The sequence below is a fragment of the Actinomadura rubrisoli genome, assembly GCF_004349215.1.
GTDB lineage: Bacteria > Actinomycetota > Actinomycetes > Streptosporangiales > Streptosporangiaceae > Spirillospora > Spirillospora rubrisoli.
In genome coordinates this window covers 26988-50737 of sequence record NZ_SMKU01000022.1, presented here as the reverse complement: position 1 = coordinate 50737, position 23750 = coordinate 26988, and the positions used below count along the sequence as shown (strand labels likewise).

At 66.3% G+C, this 23750-nt stretch carries 23 protein-coding genes and 2 tRNA genes; 14 read left to right on the top strand and 11 right to left on the bottom strand.

Annotated features, from left to right (window positions below):
• Positions 1-327 precede the first annotated feature (327 nt).
• Positions 328-2259 carry a DNA helicase RecQ gene (gene recQ / locus E1298_RS07640; RefSeq protein WP_131890362.1) on the top strand — a complete coding sequence of 644 codons (1932 nt, stop codon included), beginning with the start codon at positions 328-330 and terminating at the stop codon, positions 2257-2259.
• 123 nt (positions 2260-2382) lie between these two features.
• On the opposite strand, the gene E1298_RS07635 is transcribed toward recQ, so the two are convergent.
• Both E1298_RS07635 and E1298_RS07630 read right to left on the bottom strand, forming a co-directional pair.
• Positions 2383-3036, bottom strand: coding sequence for a hypothetical protein (locus E1298_RS07635; protein ID WP_131890360.1), 654 nt, complete (start codon positions 3034-3036; stop codon positions 2383-2385).
• A 2-nt stretch (positions 3037-3038) separates the two neighbouring features.
• Positions 3039-3533, bottom strand: a complete 495-nt coding sequence (locus tag E1298_RS07630; RefSeq protein WP_131890358.1) for a SigE family RNA polymerase sigma factor — start codon at positions 3531-3533, stop codon at positions 3039-3041.
• Between the two features lie 179 nt (positions 3534-3712).
• Between E1298_RS07630 and E1298_RS07625 the strand changes: the two genes are divergently transcribed.
• The 3 genes from E1298_RS07625 to E1298_RS07615 all read left to right on the top strand — a co-directional run bounded on the left by E1298_RS07625 (position 3713) and on the right by E1298_RS07615 (position 6869).
• Entirely contained in the window at positions 3713-4177 is a 465-nt protein-coding gene (locus E1298_RS07625; RefSeq protein ID WP_131890356.1) for a DUF5666 domain-containing protein, read from the top strand.
• A 671-nt stretch (positions 4178-4848) separates the two neighbouring features.
• The gene (locus E1298_RS07620; RefSeq protein WP_243725436.1) at positions 4849-5544 is read left to right on the top strand and encodes a response regulator transcription factor; all 696 of its coding nucleotides are present in this window, start codon (positions 4849-4851) and stop codon (positions 5542-5544) included.
• The gene (locus tag E1298_RS07615; protein ID WP_207944495.1) at positions 5541-6869 is read left to right on the top strand and encodes a sensor histidine kinase; all 1329 of its coding nucleotides are present in this window, start codon (positions 5541-5543) and stop codon (positions 6867-6869) included. Before E1298_RS07620 ends, E1298_RS07615 begins: the two co-directional genes overlap by 4 nt.
• A 354-nt stretch (positions 6870-7223) precedes the next feature.
• On the opposite strand, the gene E1298_RS07600 is transcribed toward E1298_RS07615, so the two are convergent.
• Complete coding sequence (locus tag E1298_RS07600) at positions 7224-8060, bottom strand: glycoside hydrolase domain-containing protein (protein WP_243725435.1); 837 nt, start codon at positions 8058-8060, stop codon at positions 7224-7226.
• Between the two features lie 1916 nt (positions 8061-9976).
• A tRNA-Arg gene (locus E1298_RS07595) sits at positions 9977-10049 on the bottom strand.
• 197 nt (positions 10050-10246) lie between these two features.
• Between E1298_RS07595 and E1298_RS07590 the strand changes: the two genes are divergently transcribed.
• Both E1298_RS07590 and E1298_RS07585 read left to right on the top strand, forming a co-directional pair.
• Complete coding sequence (locus E1298_RS07590; RefSeq protein WP_243725434.1) at positions 10247-10675, top strand: hypothetical protein; 429 nt, start codon at positions 10247-10249, stop codon at positions 10673-10675.
• A 130-nt stretch (positions 10676-10805) separates the two neighbouring features.
• A tRNA-Ser gene (locus tag E1298_RS07585) sits at positions 10806-10898 on the top strand.
• 160 nt (positions 10899-11058) lie between these two features.
• Here the strand turns inward: E1298_RS07585 and E1298_RS07580 are convergent.
• From E1298_RS07580 to E1298_RS07560, 5 genes are all read right to left on the bottom strand, one after another.
• Complete coding sequence (locus E1298_RS07580) at positions 11059-12630, bottom strand: tyrosine-type recombinase/integrase (protein ID WP_131890350.1); 1572 nt, start codon at positions 12628-12630, stop codon at positions 11059-11061.
• Positions 12631-12698: 68 nt separating this feature from the next.
• The gene (locus E1298_RS51750; RefSeq protein ID WP_207944494.1) at positions 12699-12842 is read right to left on the bottom strand and encodes a sigma factor-like helix-turn-helix DNA-binding protein; all 144 of its coding nucleotides are present in this window, start codon (positions 12840-12842) and stop codon (positions 12699-12701) included.
• A 302-nt stretch (positions 12843-13144) separates the two neighbouring features.
• Positions 13145-13345: a helix-turn-helix domain-containing protein gene (locus E1298_RS07570; RefSeq protein WP_243725433.1), complete on the bottom strand. Its 201-nt coding sequence runs from the start codon at positions 13343-13345 to the stop codon at positions 13145-13147.
• A gap of 60 nt (positions 13346-13405) precedes the next feature.
• On the bottom strand, positions 13406-15226 hold the full coding sequence (locus E1298_RS07565) for a relaxase/mobilization nuclease domain-containing protein (protein ID WP_131890348.1): 1821 nt from the start codon (positions 15224-15226) through the stop codon (positions 13406-13408).
• 46 nt (positions 15227-15272) lie between these two features.
• Positions 15273-15608 carry a hypothetical protein gene (locus E1298_RS07560; protein ID WP_131890346.1) on the bottom strand — a complete coding sequence of 112 codons (336 nt, stop codon included), beginning with the start codon at positions 15606-15608 and terminating at the stop codon, positions 15273-15275.
• Positions 15609-15868: 260 nt separating this feature from the next.
• On the opposite strand from E1298_RS07560, the gene E1298_RS07555 reads away from it, so the two are divergent.
• From E1298_RS07555 to E1298_RS07545, 3 genes are all read left to right on the top strand, one after another.
• On the top strand, positions 15869-16099 hold the full coding sequence (locus E1298_RS07555) for a hypothetical protein (protein WP_131890344.1): 231 nt from the start codon (positions 15869-15871) through the stop codon (positions 16097-16099).
• A gap of 1165 nt (positions 16100-17264) precedes the next feature.
• Positions 17265-17687, top strand: coding sequence for a hypothetical protein (locus tag E1298_RS07550; protein ID WP_131890342.1), 423 nt, complete (start codon positions 17265-17267; stop codon positions 17685-17687).
• 6 nt (positions 17688-17693) lie between these two features.
• Positions 17694-18680, top strand: coding sequence for a hypothetical protein (locus E1298_RS07545; RefSeq protein WP_131890340.1), 987 nt, complete (start codon positions 17694-17696; stop codon positions 18678-18680).
• A gap of 120 nt (positions 18681-18800) precedes the next feature.
• On the opposite strand, the gene E1298_RS07540 is transcribed toward E1298_RS07545, so the two are convergent.
• On the bottom strand, positions 18801-19004 hold the full coding sequence (locus tag E1298_RS07540) for a DUF397 domain-containing protein (protein ID WP_131890338.1): 204 nt from the start codon (positions 19002-19004) through the stop codon (positions 18801-18803).
• A gap of 134 nt (positions 19005-19138) precedes the next feature.
• On the opposite strand from E1298_RS07540, the gene E1298_RS07535 reads away from it, so the two are divergent.
• The 5 genes from E1298_RS07535 (at position 19139) to E1298_RS07515 (ending at position 22593) form a co-directional block, all read left to right on the top strand.
• Positions 19139-19399, top strand: coding sequence for a hypothetical protein (locus E1298_RS07535; RefSeq protein WP_131890336.1), 261 nt, complete (start codon positions 19139-19141; stop codon positions 19397-19399).
• Entirely contained in the window at positions 19371-19892 is a 522-nt protein-coding gene (locus E1298_RS07530; protein ID WP_131890334.1) for a DUF6879 family protein, read from the top strand. Before E1298_RS07535 ends, E1298_RS07530 begins: the two co-directional genes overlap by 29 nt.
• A 30-nt stretch (positions 19893-19922) precedes the next feature.
• The gene (locus E1298_RS07525; protein WP_131890332.1) at positions 19923-20783 is read left to right on the top strand and encodes a helix-turn-helix domain-containing protein; all 861 of its coding nucleotides are present in this window, start codon (positions 19923-19925) and stop codon (positions 20781-20783) included.
• 139 nt (positions 20784-20922) lie between these two features.
• Complete coding sequence (locus E1298_RS07520) at positions 20923-21225, top strand: hypothetical protein (RefSeq protein WP_131890330.1); 303 nt, start codon at positions 20923-20925, stop codon at positions 21223-21225.
• Positions 21226-21789: 564 nt separating this feature from the next.
• On the top strand, positions 21790-22593 hold the full coding sequence (locus tag E1298_RS07515; RefSeq protein WP_207944493.1) for a hypothetical protein: 804 nt from the start codon (positions 21790-21792) through the stop codon (positions 22591-22593).
• On the opposite strand, the gene E1298_RS07510 is transcribed toward E1298_RS07515, so the two are convergent.
• On the bottom strand, positions 22553-23644 hold the full coding sequence (locus tag E1298_RS07510) for a hypothetical protein (RefSeq protein ID WP_131890328.1): 1092 nt from the start codon (positions 23642-23644) through the stop codon (positions 22553-22555). The two genes, E1298_RS07515 and E1298_RS07510, sit on opposite strands and share 41 nt — an antisense overlap.
• Between the last annotated feature and the right edge of the window lie 106 nt (positions 23645-23750).

Sequence of the window (23750 nt, the reverse complement as noted above, 5' to 3'; positions counted from 1 at the left end):
CCCACCCGCGTCCGACGCCCTGGCCCTCGCCTCCTACGTCGCGGACGACCTGAACGCCCTGACCCCCGAACTAATCGAACAAGTAGCCACCTAAGACGCCCTACAGGCGGAACGCACCGCGCCCCAGACAGACCCACGACACCCCAGGCCCAACACCCACGACCCCCAAAGACGTGGGCGACGCCAACACGAACACAGGACGACACCGAACCGGACACGCGAGAGCACGCAAGACCCTCTGGGCGGGCGCAGGACGTCCTGCAACTAGGAAGCTGGGGTCATGCGTTCGCCCGGACGAGCGTCGGTGGCGGCTCATAGGATGGGGCGATGGCTTCCCCCGAGAGCGGCACCGAGGTGAGCGAGGCACCGGAGACCGTGCCCGAGGCGCGCGTCCCCGAAGGCGAGGCGGCGCACGCGTCGGCGGTCGTGACCGAGGCGCAGGAGACGCTGCGGCGCGTCTTCGGGTACGACGCGTTCCGGGCGGGGCAGCAGGAGATCATCGAGCATGTGGTCTCCGGCGGCGACGCCCTCGTCCTGATGCCGACCGGCGGCGGGAAGTCGCTGTGCTACCAGATCCCCTCCCTCGTGCGGAAGGGCACCGGGATCGTCATCTCGCCGCTCATCGCGCTCATGCAGGATCAGGTCGACGCGTTGCGGGCGCTCGGCGTGCGGGCCGGGTTCCTCAACTCCACCCAAGACCTCGACGAGCGCCGCGTGACGGAGGCCCAGTTCGTCGCGGGCGAGTTCGACCTGCTGTATCTGGCGCCCGAGCGGCTGCGCGTCCCCGCGACCATCGAACTGCTCGACCGCGGGACGATCTCGCTGTTCGCGATCGACGAGGCGCACTGCGTCTCGCAGTGGGGCCACGACTTCCGCCCCGACTACCTGATGCTCTCCGGCCTGCACGAACGCTGGCCGGACGTGCCGCGCATCGCGCTGACCGCGACCGCCACCGAGGCCACCCGCACCGAGATCGCCACCCGCCTCAACCTCGACCGGGCCCGGCACTTCGTCGCGAGCTTCGACCGTCCCAACATCCAGTACCGCATCGAGCCGAAGACCGACGCCAAGCGCCAGCTCCTCCACCTCCTGCAGAACGAGCACAAGGGCGACGCGGGCATCGTCTACTGCCTGTCGCGCAACTCGGTGGAGAAGAACGCCGAGTTCCTCTGCCAGAACGGCATCGAGGCCATCCCCTACCACGCGGGCCTGGACGCGCGGACCCGCGCCGTCAACCAGTCGAGGTTCCTTCGCGAGGACGGTCTGGTCGTCGTCGCGACCATCGCGTTCGGCATGGGCATCGACAAGCCCGACGTCCGCTTCGTCGCGCACCTCGACCTGCCCAAGTCGGTCGAGGGCTACTACCAGGAGACGGGACGCGCCGGACGCGACGGCCTGCCGTCCACCGCCTGGCTGGCCTACGGGCTGCAGGACGTCGTCAACCTCCGCAAGATGATCGAGGCGGGCGAGGGCGACGCCGCGCACCGCCGCCGGCAGAGCCTGCACCTCGACTCGATGCTCGCGCTCTGCGAGACGGTCGAGTGCCGCCGCGTCCAGTTGCTCAACTACTTCGGGCAGTCCGGCGCACCGTGCGGTAACTGCGACACGTGCCTGTCCCCGCCCGAGACGTGGGACGCGACCGTCCCGGCGCAGAAGGTCCTGTCGACGGTCGTCCGGCTCGACCGGGAGCGGCGCCAGAAGTTCGGCGCCGGACACATCGTCGACATCCTCCTCGGCAAGAAGAACGCCAAGGTCATCCAGTTCGACCACGACTCGCTGAAGGTCTTCGGCATCGGCACCGACCTGCGCGACGTCGAGTGGCGCGGCGTCGTCCGCCAACTGCTGGCACAGGGCCTGCTCGCGGTCGAGAGCAACTACGGCGCACTCGTCCTGACCGACGCGAGCGCCGACGTCCTGCGCGGACGGCACAAGGTCATGATGCGCCGCGAGCCCGAACGCGCCACGGCGAAGGCGGCCAAGGCCGCCAAGGAACGCAAGGCCCCCGTGGAACTGCCCGCCGAGGCCCAGCCGATCTTCGAGCGGCTGCGCGCGTGGCGCGGCGCCACCGCGAAGGAGCAGGGCGTCCCGGCCTACGTGATCTTCCACGACGCGACGCTGCGGGAGATCGCCACCGCCCTCCCGTCGTCCCTCGCCGAACTCGGCCGCGTGAACGGCGTCGGCGAGAACAAACTGGCCAAGTACGGCGAACAGGTCCTGGAGACCCTCGCCCCGACCGAACCGGACACTCAGGAGCCGTAACCCGTCCCGCGCGCTCCAGCCCACCCGCCGCAGAAGGCCTCCAACCGCCGCCTCAAGAGCCAACGCTCAAAGCGGCGGAGGACGACGCGGCCTGCACCCCACCGGCCGGGTTAGGCAGCCGGGTCAAGAGTCGTAGACGCCGACGGCCCACGCGCCGTCCCAGACACCCGTCTTGGCCGCCAGAACGGGAATCTCGTCGGGCTTCGTCGCCTCGTCCACAAGAGCCTGCGGTGGCAACACCCACACCTCCAGCGTGCGGACGGTCCCGACCCACGACGAGCCCGCCGACGCTCTGTCGAGCTGCGACAGATGGTCGGCGGGCCCGCACCGTCCAATGCTCCCTGGACGGCCTGGCGTGTCGAGCCTGGTGATCAGCCAGGAGTTGGGGACGGCGCAGCGCACGTTGAACATCGTGCCGGTGCTCAGCGCGGTGAAACGCACCATCGCGTTCTCCCCCATCCGCTGCCGCTGGGCGCTCACCACCAGCGGCATCCTTGAGCTCACCACCCCCCGCGCGGCCGCCGGCATCGACACCTCCATGGGCAGCCGCACCGCGACCGGCACCGCGTCGTCCGCCGGCTCGTGCGCAGCCCCGCCGTGCAGCGTCAGCGCGATCGCGCACACCGTCGCCACGCCCCCGACGGCCGCCGCGAGGCGCCTGCGCCGCCTGATGGACCTCCCGCGCCGCACGACCTGGTGGACACGACCGGGATTGACGGACGCGCCCTTGCTGCGCTCCCGCAGGACGATGGTCAGCTCTTCCTCCGCGTACGGCACCGTTACCTCGTTTCCTTCAAGATGTGCAGGGACGGATCCACCCGCAACCGAACGAGAGCACGACGGAGTTGCGTCTTCACCGTCGAGCCCGAGCACCCAAGGACCATCGCGACGTGCTCGACCGGCAGTTCCTCGAAGTAGTGCAGGACGACCGTCGCGCGCTGCCGCGGCGAGAGCCGTCCGAGCGCGTCCCACATGACCTCCCGGTCGTCCACCACCTGCGCGAGATCGGCGCAGGGGACCTCGGGCAGATGCGCCGTCGGCACCTCGTTCCGCCGCCGCAGCCGCCACCAGGACGCGTGCGTGTTGGTCAGGATCCGGTAGACGTACGGGCCCGGATCGTCCTGAATCCGCCCCCACGCGACCCACGCCTTGGCCAGCGCCGTCTGCAGGAGGTCCTCGGCGCGCGCCCAATCCCTGGTGAGCAGGTACGCGGTCCGAAGCAGGCGATCCGAATGCTCCTCGACGTAGTCGGTGAAACCGGCACGATCCGCCATCCCGTCCTCCGCCCCTCGTTCACAGGTCTCTACTCCCGCCAGGCCCGTGACGACGGACACCCACCCGCAAAGTGTGATCCACATCACGCCAAGGCGGCGGCCGATCCGGAGCTGATTCCCAGGGTTCTCTCAGCATTCTGTGAGGGCTTCTATCAGGCGGCTCCGGTTACATCATCCTCATGCGAACCGACAAGAAGACCCTCGCGGCCGGCGTGGGTGCGGCCGGACTGCTCGGACTCGGCCTGTACCTCGCCGTACCGGCGGCCGCAGCCAACCCGTCGCCGTCCCCCAGCCAGACGTCGCCCGGGGACGACGGGAACTGGCGAGGCAAGGGGCACGCCCACCACGGCCTCCGAGGCATCCAAGGCGTCCACGGCGAGGCGACCGTCCGCCGCAAGGACGGCTTCCACCTCGCCACCTGGCAGCGCGGCCAGATCACCGCACGATCCGGCGCGACACTGACCGTCCGCAGCGTCGACGGCGCCTCCTGGACCTGGACCACCGACACGAACACCCGCGTCCGCAAGGACGGCGCCAAATCCACGGTCGCGGCCCTCGCGAACGGCGACCAGGTCCTCGTCATGGGCGAGCGCACCAACCAAACCCGCACCGCCAAACTCGTCCGCGAACCCAAGAACAGCTGACCCTCGCCATATGGCACCGTGGACGACCTGATCAGGCACAAACGCCACGCCTGAACGAGTGCACGACGACTGGCAGCACGCCCAAATGGATGCCTAGCCGAACCAGACCGCCACCGAAGCCGACAAGCAAGAACCAACACCCCACGGACGCCAGCGGGCGAGAACCAACATGAACGAGAACCACCACGCGAGCAAGAACCACCACGCAGGACGAAAACCGTCACGTGGACGGGAATGGCCACGCGGGACGAGAACGGCCACGTGGGCAAGAACCACCACGCGGGACGAGAACCGTCACGCAGACAAGAACCACCACGCGGGACGGGAACCGCCACGCGGGACGGGAACCGCCACGCGGGACGGGAACCGCCACGTGGGCAAGAACTCGACGGGCAAATACAGTCCGACGGGCTAGTACAGACCGACGTGCAAACAAGCACCAACACATGAGCGACAAACCGACGCCGCTGCGGGCGCCACTAAGCGAGCACCGACACCCCAACGGCGGCCGACAAGGAAGACCCAACGCTCGCACGAAGGCCGGCAGCCGACAACCAACGGATGAACGTCCACCGACACAGGAGCGAGCACCCCGAAGGGGCAAGAAGCAACGCGTGAGCAGGAACCCGACCAGTGAACGTGTACCGACACACGGACGAGAGAACCAGCGGGTGAGCGAGGGCGGACGGGTGCTCGTCGTGGATGACGAGGCCAACATCCGCGATCTCATCGAGGTCGCGCTGCGCTTCCACGGCTTCGCGACGGTCACCGCGAGCACGGGGGAGGCCGCGCTCCGCCAGGCCGCGGTCCAGCGGCCCGACCTCGTCCTGCTGGATGTCATGCTGCCCGACGTGGACGGCTTCGAGGTCTGCCGGCAGTTGCGCGCGGGCGGCGACCAGGTCCCGGTGATCTTCTTGACGGCGCGCGACACGCCGTCCGACACGGTAACGGGCCTAACGCTGGGCGGCGACGACTATGTCACCAAGCCGTTCTCGATCGAGGCGCTGGTCGCGCGGGTCCGCGCCGTTCTCCGGCGGACCGCGCTCCTGGGAACCACCGCGTCCGCCGACGAGGGCGTCCTGCGCGTCGGCGACCTGGAACTCGATGAGGCCCACTGGACGGTGCGGCGCGGCGGGGCCGACGTCGACCTGTCGCCGACCGAGTTCAGGTTGCTCGCCCACCTGATGCGCAATGCCGGGAAAGTCTTGTCGCGCACCCAACTCCTGGAGAGCGTGTGGGGTTGGGAGCATCACGGCAACGCGCAGGTCGTCGAGACCTACATCAGCTACCTGCGCCGCAAGCTCGACCCGCTCGGCACGCCGCTCATCCACACCCAGCGCGGGGTGGGCTACGCGCTGCGGCCGTGACCCTCAACGCCCGGCTGCTGACCGGGCTGCTGGCCATCACGCTCGCCGGACTCGCGATCATGGGCCTGGTGAGCGCGCTCGTCCTGAACGGGTACCTCATGCACCAGGTGGACGGCCAACTCCAGGCCACGCGCGATCGTGCGGTGACGCGCCTCGTCCGGCCCGGTCTGCCCGGGCAGGGTGTGGCCCCGGCCCAGTTCGTGGTGCTGGCCGTCACGCCGAAGGGCCAGGTGAGGGTGCTCAGCGGCGACGTGCCCGCGCCCCAGCGGGCCGTCACCGAGGTCGAGGAGCTCGACCTCGCCGCCCTCTCCGCCCGAGCGCAGGCCCTGGAGCCGTTCTCGCTCCCGGGCCTACGCGCCGTCGCGCGTCCTTGGCGGAACGGCATCGTGGTCGTGGCGGCGCCCCTCACGGAGATCCGTTCGGCCGTCCGCAACCTCGTCCTGACCGAGGTCGCCACCGCTGCCCTCCTGCTCGCCGCACTCGCCCTTCTTGGACGATGGCTGATCGGCCGCGGCCTGCTGCCCCTGGACCGGATGGCCGCCACCGCCCAGGCCATCACGGCCGGAGGTGACCTGCGCGCGCGCATGCCGACCCCCAGCCGACGCACCGAGACCGCCCGCCTCGCCGCCGCCATCAACGTCATGCTGGAACGGATCGAGCAGGCGTTCTGGGCCAGAAGCCGCTCCGAGGCCCGCGTCCGGGAGTTCGCCGCCGACGCCTCGCACGAGTTGCGCACGCCCCTGACCACCATCCAGGGATACGCCGAGCTGTACCGGCACGGCGCGCTCGGCCCCGACGAACTGCCCGACGCCATGCGCCGCATCGAGGACGAGGCCCGCCGCATGAACAACCTCGTCAGCGACCTCCTCGACCTCGCCCGCCTGGACCGCGAAGCCTCACTGCAACCGGCCCCGACCGACCTGGTCGCCCTCACCCGGGACGCCATCGCGGACGCGACCGCCGCTGCCCCCGACCATCCCGTCCGGCTCAACGCCCCCGGCACCCTGATCGCGACCGTGGACGAGTCGCGCATACGCCAGGTGCTCACCAATCTGTTGGCCAACATCCGAACCCACACACCCCCCGGAACACCGGCGACCATCCGTCTCGCCCCAGGCGTCATCGAGGTCACCGACGAGGGCCCCGGCATGTCGCCGGCCGACGCAGCCCGCGCGTTCGAACGCTTCCACCGCGCCGAACAGGGCACCACCGGAACCGGCCTCGGCCTCCCGATCGTCGCGGCGATCGCCGCCGCCCACGGCGGTCGCGCCGATCTCCTCTCCGAACCCGCCAAGGGGACGACCGTGCGCATCACCCTCCCCTAAAAAGGCCACCCCGACCTAGCCAAGCTGCCGCTCGATCAACGACTCGACGCGCCCCCATTCCACCCGCGAGCCCGCACCCGATCCGAGATTCACCACCCAGTGCTTCCAGACACTGCCCCAGCGCCTCGTACCGGATCGGCACCCCCTTACGGCTCATCTTGATCCCCCGCTGCACGACCATGTCCGCCGCCCACACCCGGTGCCGCCGCGACGATCAGCACGAAGCCCTGCCCCAGCCGCCCAGGTCACTGCGGACACGAGCGACGATCCTCACACCCTTCACCTGCGGCGACGTCGCATCACCCCTCAGGTACCCGACCCCCACACCGCACGCTAACGGCCCCCACCGACATTTCAGCTGACGGGCGCCTCCCAGGCCGCCCGCCACGTCGCCGGCCCCACGATCCCGTCCGCGCCCAGGCCCTTTTCCTCCTGAAAAGCCCGGCACACACTCTCCGAACTCGGCCCATAAGCCCCGTCGACGTTGACGCGCCATCCCCGCTTGCGCATCTGCGTCTGCCAAGTCCGCACATCGTCACCATGCATCACTGGCGGCTGGGTAAGGTACCGCCCGGGCCACTTGGGCGCCTTCGACGGCTTGCCCCCGCCCCCGACCTTCCACTGCCCAAAGTCGTCCTTCACGGCCCGGTCGTAGTCGACGCCAACACCATTGATCGTGTGGTCATTCGAGTACTGCTGGAGCTGCGCCCTCGAATCCCACTTCCCGCCGGACCACGCATACGTCTGCCACCCATACGTGATCTTCTTGGCGTCGAAAGCCCTCTTGATCGGCCCATACCCCGCGTACAACCCGACCCGTCCCCGACCCAGCACGGACGCCGCCCCGTCCAGATACGCGTTGATCGTGGCTTGCTGACCACTATCGGCGTCGAAGTCGACCGCGAAATAGATCGGACGATCCGAGGGCATCCCGCAACCCCGCGCCTGCTTTGCCGCATCCTGCGCGTCCGCCACCCCACCGGTCCGCCCCGACAACGCCCGGGACGCACTCGTCTCCCACACGACCACCAGCGACAACCCGGCCCCCGACAACTGCTCCGCCTCGGCCCGCGTCAGATTCTTCCCTGTCGTGTCATGCGACAGATACCGGCAGACGAACTTGACCCCAGCCTTTTCCAACGCCGCCGCGCCAGGCCGTCCCCACGCATAATCCACTCCGAACACGCTCATCGTGTCATCCCTTCGCTCATTACAGGCAGGCAACACCCCGCACCCCGCGGCTCGCAGCCATGTCGACAACCGTTCAATCCCCGTCCACCCCAAAGCCACAGACACACCCCAACGACCTTCACCTCCCGGATCACCGACACACCTCCCTGCCCCACGATGACGACACGTGCCCGTCCCAGCGGATGCGAACCAACCCCCTGGCCAGACCAATACTGCACACTGCCAGCCTTCTCATTCCAGAAAGTGCGCTAGCCGCTTCCCTCACCAACATATGTTCCGCCAATCGCCCGTCTGACGACCGAGCCATTCGGCCACGGCCCACCGGCAGGCATCCAGCGTCAACCGCTCCCCAACGAACAGGCAGGTTCGACCTCGACCACCGCAGCGCATTCGAAGCCGCTCACAAATCCTGATGCGCTCCATAACCACAGGAGTCATTGCGTCTCTGGAATCCTACAACTGCGGGGAGACAGAACAAGGACACACGTGCTCGACTGGCGACTACACACGCGCAGAAGAAGCGATCGGAGCTGACCTAAGAGCACGGACAGCGCTCGTTGACTTACAGCGTCGACCCCACACAACCCACGCTCACCCAGTTCCCCCGCGCACCCCCAACGCCCTGGTGACCGCGCTTGCCAACGTCCCCAGACAATGACAACCCTGCGGCCTTAATCGAGATACGCATGTCCCCCATACACATAGCCCATCCTTGTCAAAATTACCTCTCTCCATCGACTTTTCCGGACACCCGTCCACCACGGTCAACGAACGAGCCACCTACGACCCCAAGAACCGGTCAGTCCTGCCCCCAGCACTCCACTCGTCACCGAAGTGCCACCCCACCCCTGAACCATGCGGCTCGACCGGAAAGACTTCCGCGCCTGCGCACACCGCATAGACCATCAGCAAATGTGTCCACCCCACTCGGACGAGTCGCTCTCATCTCCCTATTGACCGGCGCCGGATCCCATCACGACCCGACCGCAGGAGCCGCGCAGGCCAAACGCGCCACGTCCCGTGCGTCCAACCTGCGCCGAAACCCGACATCCGTTCGCGAGGCTCCCGGCCGACTGGAGGGCCTCCCTATCAGCCCGATCCTGGTCAAGGCCGCCACTTCATACCAGCGGTCACCTCGTCATCCACCGACCTGGACCATCGTCCAGCGGCTGCCAACGTCGCAACGGCAGGAGGCGCCAACCGCGTTGACAGTGAACCCCGGCCATGCAACTCTCGGGTCATCCGCTGGTATGTGTAGTGAGCTTGGGGGGCTTAGTACAGATCTCAGCGGCAGATGCAGTCCTCACGAGAGGCATTCTGTCGTGCACTACGTTCTTGCTGCGCTCTTGACGATCGTGCCCTGGCTTGCGCTCGGTCTGGTCGCGCTGTTCCGGGCTCGCCCTGAAGACATCCCGGCCGTCATCAGGGCCCTCGCCAGATGGGGGCGCACTAGCGGTACCGAACGGTGAGCCCCGTGTCCTACCTCCCGTCCGCCGACGTCCTGCGCTTCGTGCTGACGAGCCAGGACGAAGGGCAGATGGATTGGCCGCCATGACAACTACGCGTACCGTCCCAGAGTGCCCGCTTGCGCGAGCGGCAAGGGCTAACAGGCGCGATGGCGGACGGCTCTCACGGACAAGTTGAGAGCCGTCCCAGAGGCCGACAAGCAAACCAAACTCGCCACGCTGCCCGACCTTCTCGACGAAGCACACCCGTGGCCTCACCTCACGGGGACCCCACCAACATCCCCATCAGTGCGCTAAGCGTCATGACCGATCAACCGTGCCCGGCACGGGCCACCCGCCTTCGAGCCGAGCGCGAAGCACGCGACCGGACCCTTCGAGCTTGGGGCGTGTCGCGACATACAAGATCAAAGAAGGCCCCGTCCGAGATCGGAAGGGGCCTTCTACCTGCTGCGCACCCGAAGGGATTCGAACCCCTAACCTTCTGATCCGTAGTCAGATGCTCTATCCGTTGAGCTACGGGTGCCTGCCGCGACAACTGTACCGGCTCCTGGGAGCCAACCGCGAATCGGTTGGCCAACATCACGTCCGGCGGTGTGAGCTGTGTCACGGAACCGAATGTGGCGGTGTAACGCCAAAGGGGTAATCGAGACGGGTGTGACCAGTGGGGTTTACCCTCGTTCGATGTCCCAAACCCCCCTTGAAGGAGAGACCCCCATGCGCATGTCTGCCACCAAGTTGGTCGGCGCCCTCGCCATCGGTGGCGTGATGCTCGCTTCCACGGCCTGCGGGCCGATCGACTCCGTCACGGGCGGAGGCAAGAAGAACACCGCCTGCAAGAACATCGAGTCGGAGTTGCGGGGCATCGCCTCGGGCGGCGCGGCGGTTTCGCCGGGCGGCGGCGCTGCCGCGAACGCCCAGAAGTTCTCGGACGCGGCCGCGAAGATCCGCAGCGAGGGCCAGAACGCCGGCGGTGACGTCGAGAGCGCCGCGACGAGGTTCGCGTCGGACCTGGATGAGACCGCCACCACGCTGCGGAGGCTCAGCTCCGGCAACCTCTCCGGCGGCACGCCCAACTTCACCGAGATGCAGCAGCACGGCAACGAACTGGGCAAGGCCTGCGGCTACACCGGCTTCCGGCTGGGCAGCTGATCCGACGACGCTTCGCTCCCGCGGCCCCGGGAGCGAACGTCGCCGATCCGGACTATGCTTCCGTGTCCACAGGCAGGCTTTGCCGCTAGGTGCGCCGAACCGGTAGCCTGTCCTGAGCCTGATGGCTACTGGAGGATTCGCCTAGTCCGGTCTATGGCGCCGCACTGCTAATGCGGTTTGGGTTTACCGCCCATCCGGGGTTCAAATCCCCGATCCTCCGCCACCTGACCAGGGACTTCGCCCGAGATTGCGATCTTGGGCGAAGTCCCTGTCGCGTTCCAGATGTCCGTTTTTCTGCGCCTGGTGTGCACATGGTGTGCACGGGACGTCGGCGGAGTGCACTCCTCCCTGCTGAAGCCGGGTGTTGACCCCCTCGGGCTTGGTTACCCTGCGTGTTTGCCGCGCCTGCTGCGGCGGTCCGCGAATGAGATCACGTTCGTGGCTGCGGGTGTCCTCGTCTGCGGCTGGCGAGGGACGACCGCCGCCACCGCTTCTGCCGCTGCCCGGGACACCTCCGGAAGCACCGAGGTATAGGTGTCGGCGGTGAACGAGTGGCGGGCATGCCCGAGCGTCTCGCTGATCACTTTCATGTTGACGTTGCCCAGCAGGGCGAGGGTTGCTGCGCCGTGCCGTAGATCGTGGAAGCGGATCGGTGGCAGAGGCTCACCTCCGATCACGATCTGGACGGCGCGAACGGAGATCCGGTGGCGACGGGCGATCCTGTCGACGGACCAGCCTTCGACGGAATGCCTGTGCCGGACGAGCCAGTACTTTCTGATCAGGTCCTCGAACCGCGTGGAGATCCACTGAGGGCGCAGCCGGGCCCCGTCCTCACGGGTGAAGACCCGTCCGGAGTCCACCCATACCTCGGGGCCGGCAACGGACCTCTCTCGTTCCTGGTCGGCCCGCCAGTCCAGCAGTACTGAGACGGTCGCCTCGTCCAGCGCCACGGTGCGCTCGCCGGCCTCGGACGTGGTGTCGTCGTAATCGTCGTCCTGGCTCTCGGAATCAGGGCTCGTCTCGCGGACGGTCAGCGTCCCCGCGCCCTGCAGATCGGTGTCCGCCCAGGCCAGCCCTGCGACCTCGGCACGACGCAGGCCACGGAAGGCGACCAAATGGAAGAGGGCGTACAACCGCTCCTCCGCGATGAAGTCGAGGAAGGCGCCCGTCTGCGCAGCTGTCCACACCATCACCGGCGCGGGCACCTTGCCGGTCTCCTGCCATCGCTCGACGCGCTCGCTCGTCCAGACGAGTGGCTTCACCCTCCTTCCCTTGATGCGCGGTGGTTCCACGTGCTCGATCGGGTTCTCTCTCAGGCGCTTGGACTTCACCGCCCAGTTCAGGGCGGAGAGCAGAACCGCATGGATCTTCTTCACCCGCGTCGGCGAGATGGGTTTGGTCTGTTTGCGGCGCGGAGCCTCTCCGACCTTCAGCGGTCTCGTCGAGTACGCCCGAACCTCAAGGAGGCGCCGGAGCAGCTCGCTGGGCCTTTCGCCTTCGAGAAGCGGGCGGTTGATCTGCAGGATCGCCTCGTACAGGTCGATCACGTGCTTGTCTCTTAGATCGACCAGCTTGAGGTGCCCCAGTCCGGGCGCCAAGTAGAGCTGGACGATCTCCGCGTAGTCCGCGTATGTCGAGGCGGACAGGCTCTCCTTCTTGGCCGGAAGCCAGACGTTCTGCAGGTATACGCCCGTCTTCAGGCTCCGATCGAGCTGTCGGCCATGGACCTCGGTCTTGCCGAGTTCTTCCGTAAGTGCTTGCTGGGCGGCCCTCTTGGTCTTGAACGGGCCGACGGTCGGCTGTCTTCGCAGGCCACTGCTTCCTGCGGGTGCGTCGTAGCGCGCCCACCATGCACCGTGGTTCCGGTTGACCAGCTTTGGGCACTTGCCCGTGGGGTACTTCTCGCCGGTCTCGGGGTTGCGGCATCCGCAACGTTTGTAGGTCGTGCCTCGCATGGCTTTCTCCTCCAGGAACGCTTCGTTTCGTGGTGTCGGAGGTGCGAGACATCTCGGCGGACGTCGCTCTAGTCGTGAGGCCGTTTTCTCAGCACCTGGGACACCGCTTGAACACTCACGCCGAGCTGGTCGGCGATCTCCGTGAGCGTGAGGCCATCAGCGCGGGCTTCGCGGAACGCTTCCCGCCGGACGGCGGCGAGGCTTCCGATCACCTCACGGGCGAAGGTGGCGAGATGCTCTGTAGCGCGTGCACGGGGTAGCGGCTCGAGGTGTCCGAGTTCACCGACACCTTCGGCCAGCAGGTTTCACCAGCCGTTCGAGGCGCTCCTGCGGGCGCTCACAGGGCTCATCACAGACCTTCGTTCTGTCATCGCTCACTCGCGGAGAGTCAACTACACTCAAGTAGATCGTTTCAAGGGGAGTCTTGAACCTTGGACGCCGGGGTCAGGCGCCCTCTAACCCCTGGATGACGATCTTCATCGTCATCCAGGGGTGGGTGTGGCTCCCCGCCGGCCTATGTCACGCCGAGCAACTTGCGAAGTTCCGCGGTCGGTACGCGGTAGGCGGTGCCGACTCGGATGATGCGGCATGGGAATTCTCCGCGTTTTGCCAGCTCGTAGGCGTATGTGCGGGACAGTCCCAGAGCGCGGGCGGCGATCGTGATGCTGACGACGGTGGGAAGCGTGTCGAGGTCTTCGTGTCGCATGGTCTGCATTCGGATGCCTCCGTGTTTGGGTTCGTGGCGGGCGTTGAAATCTTCGTCAGGGGCGGGTGGTCACCGGCGTTGTCGGCTTGGCCGGGCTGTCGGCGAAGCGCTCGGCGGTGCGGGTCCAGTTGGGACCGTGGGTTGCAGTGGCGCCCACGGGTTGGGGAAGGCGGCCATGGCCAGGCGTGCTTGTGAGGACATGGCCGCCTGCGCGGTTGGTTGTGGCGGGCTGACGGGGGAGGCGGGTTGCGCTTCGCGGACGCGTGCGGCGGCATTTCGAGCGGCGTCGACTTGGGCTTGACGGTGCTGGAGTCGGCGTAGCTCGGCGATGCTGTCGAGCAGCGTGATGAGGTTGGCGACGAGCAGCATGGCCGACACTGCCGCCCGGTTCTTGGCGGAGCAAGTGAGTGCGAGGAGGCGGGCTGCGGTGCGCAGGGCATTGCCAGCAGGAGTGGGCCGGGGAATGCGACCGTAGGGTGCGCGAGCGGCGCGGTCGTAAGTCTCGGCGGCGCGGCGGAGGTGATGGTTGCCAGTGGCTTGCGCGGCGGTGCGTAGGGCATCGGAGGCGGCCCAGCAGGCGTCCTGAACTGCGTATGGATTGGTGGCGAGGTAGCGGCGAATGTGGCCGGTGGCGTAGGACGCGGCGCGGGCCGCGTCGTCGTAGAACGCCTGCCGTTCCTCGAGGGTGAGGTCGTCATCGGCGGTTGGCATGGGGCGCGCACTGGGTGATGCCCAACGTTGCTGGAGGCGCGTGAGTGAGAGGTCGTCTGCGAGGCGGCTTCCTGGATGCCAGGTCGGTTCCTCGTCGCCGGGATCGGTGGGCAGGGCGACGGCGTAGCCGGTGATCTGACCGGGGTCCTGCTGGCTGTAACGGACCTTCACCAGGAGGCCGTCGTCCTGGAGCCGGTCAAGGAACTCGGCGGTCGTCCGGGCTTTGTCCGCGGCGCGGCGGACGGTCGTCCGCAGCAGGGCCTGCCTTGTCCGCGCGGAGAGGTGCCGTCCGGACAGCGGACGGATGGCGGACGGGCCGCAGACCGAGCCGTCCGCACCTGTCCAGCGCTGGCGGAGTTTGGGCAGCGTGAGGTCGGCGGTGAGCTTGCCGCCCCCGTACCAGACCGGCTGCCCGTCCGCGTTGACATCGCCGGGTGCAGCCACTGCGTACCCGGTCAGCTCACCCGCCGCCCGCTGGCTGAACCGCCGCCGCACCAGGACACCGTCGGCCTGGAGGCGTTCGAAGAAGTCCCTTTCGCTGCCCGCGCCGGCGGCGACCGTCTGAACCTTGTGGTGCAGGACGGTACGTGAAGGTACTGGCTGGCCACGGCGGACGGCTTTCTCGGTCTCGCCGCGTTTGGGACGGCGGGCGGCGGTCCGGTCCGCCGGCGCCGTGGACCGCAGGCCGAACCGTGCCTCCACCGCCCGGCAGGCGTCCCGCACCCGGTATCCGTCGTTCCATACCTCGGGGCGGACACCGTCCGGCCGCGCCAGCGTGGCCACGATATGAACGTGGTCGTCGGCGTGCCGGACAGCGACCCAGCGGACGGCGTCCACGTCCCCCGCCGGGACCAGACCGGTCCGCTGCATGATCTCGCCAGTGATCTGCGCCCACTGCTCATCGGTCAGGACCGGGTCTTCCGGAGCGGCCCGGACGGCACAATGCCAGACGGGCTTGCGGTAGTTCCGTTCACCGAGCAGCGCCAGCGGCTGGACCAGCAAACTCTCCAGATGGCGAAAGTCGCGGCGGCCCTCAGGGCGTACTGCCGGTTCCAGGTCGGCCAGGTCCCCAAAGCCGGCCACGATGTGCGGGTCGCGGTGCTCACCGTTCGCGCCTGGCCCGTAGAGGTACCGCAGCAGCCCTTGGACCCGGACACCGCGCAGAACCTTCCCGATCACCCTGTGACGCTCGGTGCCGTGGCCTTCGTGATGACGACGGCGCCTTTCATGGCAGTCGCCTTCTCAGTTCGTCGGCGAGGTCGTCGAGCTTGCGGATCGTCTGCGCGGCGGCGCGCGCGTACCACTGGATCGTCCAGGACACCTCTCCTGAGTTCAGTGCGGCGACCGCCTGGTTGAGATTGACGCCGATCCGATGCGCCTGGCCGCGCACCTGCATGACGGCCTGCAGCACCTCGCGCAGCTCGCTGTTCTCTGCTCGCGGCCTCCCCGTTGCGGCGGCGAGCAACGTCAGCGCCGCCCACGCCGCAGTCGCCAGGCGCTCCCGCTCGGCCGCCCTCGACACCGCCGCGTGCTCCTCGTCCGACAACAGGATGTACAGCACCCGCCTTCGCTTCGCCTCGCTGCGAGTTCGGCGGTTTCGGCGCTTCGCCCCGCTCGACGCGGACTCGCTACTACCGTCTTCGACCATTGGCCTCCTCACCTGGGATCGCGCTCGATCCCGTCCCTCGCTGCGGACCGCGCCCGGTCCGCAGCCGATAACGCTTGCGATCTCCATTTCTTGCCCTGCGGCAGCAGAGCCTCTGGAAGACCCCTCGGAGCTTGGCTGAGACCGCGCTTCGCCAGCGCGGCTAGGTTGCGGGCATGCAAGAGGAAGAGATCGTCATCCGGCTCACGCGGGACGAAGCGCTGGTCTTGTCCGAGTGGTTGGAACGGCTGCAGACGACCGATCTCGGCCGTGTCGTCGACGATTCAGCGATCTGGGCGCCGCTTCATCGAATCGCGGGAACCCTAGACAAAGCCCTGCCGGATCTCTTCGCTGCCGACTACGCCGAGCGTCTCGATGCCGCCTGTCGCCGCCTCCGCCCGGAGTGAGTCAGCGTTCGTCTATCGGACCTGGCGCAGGCCAGAGGCCCACGTTCGCTTGTGTGGTCACCGGTACACGGTTGCTGATGCCGTTCGATCGGCTTCTTCGAGCACTGTCGGTCCACGCCGCCCGGAACTCCGCCCCCTGTTATCCACGGGCTGTGGATAACGAGCTCGTTCGAGAGGCTGTGCTCGCTTGCCCGTATCGGCGTACTGAGGGCCCTGGCCCGGGGGTGTGGCTTAGTGCCTGAAGCTTTCCGCCGCGGATTCAGACAGAGTTGACCGCGCAGCTTGATGGGGAGCGGCTCAGTGGCCTCGTCGGTGTGAGTGTCGAGTGCGTCCATGGGAGGTGCTCTCCAGCGTTGGCTGAATTCGGACCATTTCGGACTCCTCTCTTCTCGGTTCGTCGGAGTGCTTCGGCGGCCAGTTCGGCCGCCTGCATCCCAGCTTCGCTCATCTCGCGCCAGCCGGCCACTTTAAGCATCGGCGTGGCGTGTCGTTGTTCAAAGGCGTTCCGTTCGCATTCCAGAGTCGTCACGTGGTCTCGCTCGACCTGCCGCTAGGAGCCGCCCGGCGCAGCTCAGGGGACGGCCTGGCGGCAGGGCGCAGGCGCGCGCTCCTCGCGGAGCAGGTTTCCGAGTTCGCTGGGCCGTCCTGGATTGAGAGTCTTTGACCACACGGCATGACGATCAACGCGGTCATGGGTGAGTCCACCCGGTATGCGCGGTCGACGTACGCACCGCGGCCAGGCAACTGGCCACGGCCGGTACCGGCTGCGGGACCTCTTCGGTGGGGAAGAAGACGGGCCGCTTCGGCCGGGCCGCGCGTCATCGCCAATGATCGGGCGGGGTTTCCGAGTCTCGGTAGGTGATGACGGTTGCAGCGGAGCGGCAGACTGAGTCAACCTGGTTCCGCCGGGATGGTGCTACAGCGAAGGCGATCAGTAACAAATCGTAATCAAGCAAGCGCGCCACATGTATAGCGAACGGCCCTTTCCTGCAAAATGGATCGTCCTAAAGTATCAACTCGCCAGCTTCGGGTGAGAATTAGAGGGGGCGACCGGAACCGGACGACAAGCGGGAACGTCCGATCGACGCCCCTCTAAAGCACCTAAAATTCCGATAACCCTTTACGGGGCGACTCGCTGGGCGACACCTAAACGATCAGGTGACACATGGACGATCAACTTGCAATGACGGCAGCTACTGCCGCCATCTCTGCCCTCGCAACCCAAACCGCCACGGCAGTTGCTGGAACGGTGTCGAAGGCGCTGTCGCGCTGGAGGTCCCCTGACGAGGTAACGCGCCAACTGGAGGAGATGCAGTTAGCTCTGGAGGAGGGGCCGAACGCCCAAAGAGTTGTGGCCACTCTCCTGCGGAGCGAGTTCCAGGCCCTGCTTGATGATCATCCTGAGAGCACCAGTGCAGTCCACGCCCTGGTACGCGCCTTGTCGCAGTCGAGCGAAGGACCTCAAGTCAACTCAGGCAGCCAGTCTCAGACAGGGTCCGCCAGCCGCGACCAGATCCAGATTCAACACGCTCGCGACGTCACGATCGGCCGAGACCAACCCAAACACCGGCGCGGCTGGCGGCGGTGAGGTTCAGTGAATTCAAGGCAACAGCAGCCGGGCCGGGCTGGCCGCGACCAGATCCAGGTACAGAACGCCAGAGTTGTTAATATAAATAACGGAAGCTCCATTAAAGACGCAGGTGCAGAAGCGGCACAGTCAGCGCAGAGATTAGGTTCGAAAAATAAGATTCTGATAGGTATCGCAGTCGGGCTGGTGATTATTGTTGGACCTTTCCTGTCCGGGAAAGGTGAGCAACCTAAAGAGGTTTCTTTCATCGAACCTGGAGACCGTTGGCCCATTGGGGCGACCTGGCAGGCAATCGCAGCGCCGATTAGAGCTAAGCTTGATTCTTGCGCGAAAGCAACGGTTGTAAATCCTATAACTTGTCCACAGAGTGTCGATACGGGGTATGTGCAGGCCAGAGGCGTTCACTGGGACATCATCGGCGACCCCATTGATGGCGCACGCTTCTCCTTCCACGAGGGTCGGTTTGACGTAATCGGGAACGCAGTCATGACGGTCAGGTATCAGACTGACTACGATGGATCGCAATTTGCCCTGCAGATGATGCACTATCGCGCGACAGTCGCATGGGATAATGGAAGACCTACGCTAGAGGGCTCCGTCGGGCCAACGAAAGTAAAGCCCAAAACGCCAATTAAGAAGCAGGCGCCCACCGCAGCGGCGATGAATCAAACGAGAGCCGCGGTGGTGCAGGCTTTTGTTGACTGCTTGAACACCCGGCGAGTACCTCTCGCCCCCACTTGCCCACAGGACCCGTCTAACGGCATCACCTCAAAGGATGCCAAGTGGACTTTCGACGGAAATCCGGTTCAAAATACGATCAGTATCGTCGATACGGCATGGGGATTAATTCGCTTCAGAGGGGATTATTCCTTCCAGGTGAGCTATCGCGATATACTTTCTTTAAAGCACTCTGAAGCAATGAGCGGCAAATATGAGGCAATCATTTCAACAGCTGGCTCTGAAGTGCAAGTGCTTCAGATTGTTAAGCGTTGACTGACGAAGTACCTCTGAGTGCTCCAGTCCTCCGCGATCTCTGGGCCTCCACATTGCGCCTCCAGAAGCGGACGCTCACGGCGGATCGCTTACGGCCAATAGATCACAGCGCCCGGATGTTCACGAGCGGTCGAGGTGGCCGGCCTTGATGCGGTCGATGAGGTTCTCCAGGTCCGCTCGCGTCACGGACAGGAGCGGCCCCTTGGGGTTCTTGCTGTCTCGGATGCCGATGGAGTCGATGTTCAGGGCGGCCAGTGCGACGCAGTCCTGCCGCTCGGTGTAACTGGACGTCCGCCACTGCGGTTCGCCGGCCTGCTTCGTCATAGAGCGCCCTTCATGGTCCCGGTTTGGACTCGTGCAGCGTTGAAAATAGTCGCTGCGTTCGCTTGACGGTCCTCCCAGGCCGGGGTGAGCCTCTGTTGAGGCGCAACTGTGCGCAACATGAGAGGGAGGTCGTGATGGCTGCTCTACGGTTGGTCGCAATCGACCCGGACACCGATGGCGGGCACTGCCCGGCGCTGATCGTGGACGACGCCACCGGTGATCTACTGTTCCAGGGACCTCAGGTCACCTCGGCGGGCGAGCTGGCGGAAGTCGACGGGCTGAGCCCCATCGGCCCCAACGAGATCGTGGATCGCATCCCCGCACGGATGAGGGATGTCCTGTTGAAGGCGTTGATGGAGGAAGCCGATGCGGACGCTGGAACTCAAAGGCTTTAACGAGCTGATTGGCGGCTGCACGACCCAGGCGCTCCATCTCGAGATGCGCGACGCCTACGTTCCGTCGGACCCGTCCTTCCGCGCGTTCACCGGCGAAGGCCCCGCATACGACCGGACGCAGCGCGAGAGCGACTGGCACGCCCTGATCGCTCCGGCGGTCGCCCGGGGCGTCTCGGTGCGTCGCGCGCGCATCGTCTCCGAGCCCGTGACGCCCTACATCAGGTTCGAGTACGCGGTCACCGAGTCGATGAACCTGTCGGCCGGGGAGCAGGTGCGCTGGCTCCCGCGCAGGAACGCCAGCGACCTCGCACTGCCGGGCAACGACTTCTGGCTGTTCGACGATCGCCTGATCCGGTTCCACCACTTCGCGGGGGACGGCGAGCACATCGAGGACGAGCTGACCGACGATCCGGCGGCCATCAAGCTGTGCGCCCAGGCCTTCGAGGCCGTCTGGGATCGCGCCATCGACCACCGGGAGTACCGCATCAGCTAGGGTCGGTGAGATCTCCGTCAGATCGTTGCCATGCCGTCGTCACCTTCGCCTTCTTCCAGCGTCCAGGCTGCGCGCCAGTCCCTCGCCGACCGGCTGCGTGAGCTTCGCCAAGCCGCCGAACTGTCCGGGACGGACCTCGCGGCTGCGGTCGGCTGGCACAAGAGCAAGGTCAGCCGGATCGAGAAGGCGGTCCAGCCGGTAACCCAGTCCGATATCCGCGCGTGGTGCGAGGCCTGCGGCGCTCAGGGCCAGGCCGACGACCTCATCGCGTCCCTTCGTGCCGCCGAAGGCGGGTACGTCGAATGGCGGCGGCTGGAGCCGACGGGACTGCGCAAGCTTCAGCAGTCCTACGTACCGCTGTACGAGCAGACCCGCTGGATGCGGGTGTACCAGCCGCACGTCATCCCGGGCCTGTTCCAGACGGCCGGATACGTGCGGGCGCTGCTGCAGGTCATCACCGACTTCCGGAACATCCCAAACGACGTTGAGGCCGCAGTTGAAGCCAGGCTCGGCCGGCGGCGCGTCCTGACGACGGGCGGCCACACCTTCGCGTTCCTGATCGAGCAGTGCGTCCTGGACTATCGGATCGGCGGACCAGCGGTCATGGCCGAGCAACTCCGCCATCTGCTGGAGGACATGTCGCTGCCCTCGGCCTCCGTGGGCATCATCCCCGCCAGTGCGCCGCGGGCGATGTGGCCGGTCGAGGGCTTCACGGTCTACGACACCACGCAGGTCCACGTCGAACTGCTCACCGCGAACGTCACCGTCACCGCGCCGAGCGAGCTGAACACCTACTTCAAGGCGTTCGACGAACTGTCCGCCCTCGCCGTCTACGGCTCAGCCGCCCGCGAGCTGGTCAGCGGGGCTCTCGTCGCACTCGAAGCCCAGTAGCGCAACACAGGCGCAACTCAGCGCAACTTCATGGACCGGCGTCCTGACGACCGGTCAGGCTCGTGGTGCACAGAGTTCCACCCGAAGTACCGCTCGCAATCTGGCCTCACCACGGCTGACGGACTCGATTGGCGACCGCATGACCTCGCAGAAGCTCCACCACGCGGACGACATCCCTCACATCGACGAGAACGACCCGCTACCCGCTTTCGGGATTCCCGAGGGACGCTGGGCGGCTCCTTACCTGTCGGACACGACCGGCCTGTGGACCGTTCATCTGCGCGGGCCGCTCACACGCCTGGAGTTGGACGCCGGGCTGGTCGACAGGCTCCACGCCTCGGAGTGGTCGGAGCTCAAGAAGGCGATGGCGCGGCAGGATGAGCGGGCCCGGGAGGTCACCGACTCGCCGGACATGGGGCCCACCTGGTCGCACCGGCCTTAGCGATGTCGGTCGACTATGGACCCATCGTGGCCTGGGAGCTGATCTACGGCCTGGTCTGCGTCGTCTTCGGGGCCGGTATCACCTGGCTGATCTGGCCCTGGATCCACCGCCGAGGCGCACACCACCGAGGCGTCGCACCGCGAGCGTCGACTCGTCCGCGAAACCCGCCGCCCGTTACACGGGCCGCCCAGCATCCGCTTCAACGAGGCCCGGCCCCACCTCCGCAGCGCCGGCAACAACACCCCAGATAGTGACCCCGTAGGTCACGACCAGTCCGGACATCTCCAAGACACCTCCGGGCTGCGGAGAGGGGGCTCCCCCTGGGCCCCTGCGCCCCCACCGCCGCTCGGAGGGCCAAACCTCCGGCAGAACCGACCCGCCGGAGAAGCCCAAGCAGACATCGCCAAGGAAGGACGTCATAGCGCCTTGCCCATCTAAGGGCGGACAACCCATGGGTCTCGACGGTCGTGACCCATGCGGGCCCCGGTTCCCTCGGCCGGGGCCCGTTCGCCAGACCTGTAGAACCCGGCATCTGACCGAGCCGGAAGGCTCAAAGGAGGAACCGTGACCATCCTGCCGAAGACCGCACCGCGCATCGTTGCCAACCTGCCCGAGCCGCTGCACAGCGGCTGGAACCGGATCGACGGGGTCACCGTCCAGGGACGGCAGATCATCATCGACCCGGCGGAGTACTTCTTCCGCTACGAGAACCCGTCCTGGCTGGTGTGCCACTGGAGCGCCGTGAAGTCCGCACTGCTGGACGCACGCGAGACCCAGGACACCACGGTCGAGCAGTTGGTGCAGTTCATCAAGGAGCACGGCCGCTCCACGCGCGACCCCGCCGAGGTCCTCACGACCGCCTACGCCTTCTACGCCTACGTGTTCCGCGAGGAGCACCTGAAGGACCCGTCGCTGGCGGCCATGGGCGTCACGACCCGGGACCTGCGCGTGCTGACCGAGATGGGCACCATGATGGCCCTGAACCGCGTCGAGCTGGACGGCTCGATCAGCAATGTCGGCCCGGCCTGGATGTTCGACGAGGCCGCCAAGGTCGTGTACGACCTGGACACGCGCGAGGCCGAGAAGCTCGACGAGCTGTACCACGGCACCTGGTTCAATGAGCCGCGCCGGATCGAGCAGATCAAGGCGCACGCCGCCCTGGGCGGACGCCTGGTGCACGGATGCCAGTCCGGCGTCGAGCAGCACATGGCGGGCGGCTGCGTGGCCCCCTACGGCGCGGACATCAACGAGTTACGCCGCGAGCTGGGCGCCTTCCGCGACGAGTGGGTCGAAAGGGTCCGCGCCTCATGCTGGGACGGTTACCGCTTCAGCGAAACATGTCCTCTAGGCGTTCGGCGAATTGGATAGCCTCATCCCAGCCCTGACGGACGAACGTTTCAAGCAGCGTTCTCACCGCGGTCATACACTTTGGACTGCTGACGATCAACTCGCGGTGATCAGCGAGGTAGCGTTGTATAAGCTGAAGCACTGCGCTAAGCGCTAATGGCTCTCGCGCATAGTGAACGTCACCGCCAGCCGCCCTGACAGCCACGAGGAGCGCCCGCTCAGGTGCATGGATGCTAATGTGATCTAGTGTCTGAATAATATGATGAGTAACGCTGGGGTGGCGCACAACACTGTAGCCATCCAGCAATGGAAAAGCGTGTTCGGCGAACGCTTTTTGCGTGAGGCTGGCTTCTTGTTTCTGAGACTCGTCGCTATTAGTTGCCCCGCTCGCGTAATAGACGCTCTGAACGACGCTGTTGGCGACCTTCACTGCGTTGTTCGCTCGTTCCGTGTCCGGGGTAACTGCCGCATTCTCCTCAGCCCACGCCTCTCCAACTGCTGCGAGGGGGAGTTCGAGCAAAGCGAAAGTCCGCTGTTGCGATACTGAGGAGTTCGTATCTTCTGGATTTAGAAAGCGCCGCAGCCAAGCCGGAACTCGCTCCGCTCGACGAGGATTCTCCAATGGGCTGGATAGCCATGACTGTACAGTATCGTGGGCGTAGGGGGTCCCATATTCAGCGGCCATAATGATGAGCAATTTCACGATCACTTCAGCGCGGTCGTCGTTGCTGAGCTTTGCGTCACCCTTCGAGTCTGCCGCCACGATTGCCCATTGGGATTTGGTGGCTATCCGACGGAGAATCTCATCAACCTCGTGGGGGTAGGCGTCGCGATACCTGCTGAGCAGCGACCCCAGCATCGCCTGCACTTGCGAATCCGTTTCAGAGCTTAGCCGCGCCTCGAGGTGCTCAAGGGCCGCCTCTGCCTCAAAAAGAAATGAGATTGCTTTCGCGCTAAGCATTCGGTAGAGCGCATTGGGCGAGCTGAGGAAAGGAATGACGGCTGCCGATAGTTCGTCGTGAAGCTCAGCTAGCCATTCGGGCCTGCTCGCGAGAGTAGTGACGCCCGACACAGCCTCCGAGGTGATCGTGGCACCCCAGGCGCGCCACCCAGATTCGACCTCGTCCTCCTGGGAAGGGTTCGTCGCCGAGGGCAACGCCGTCTGGAGAACAGCCAGT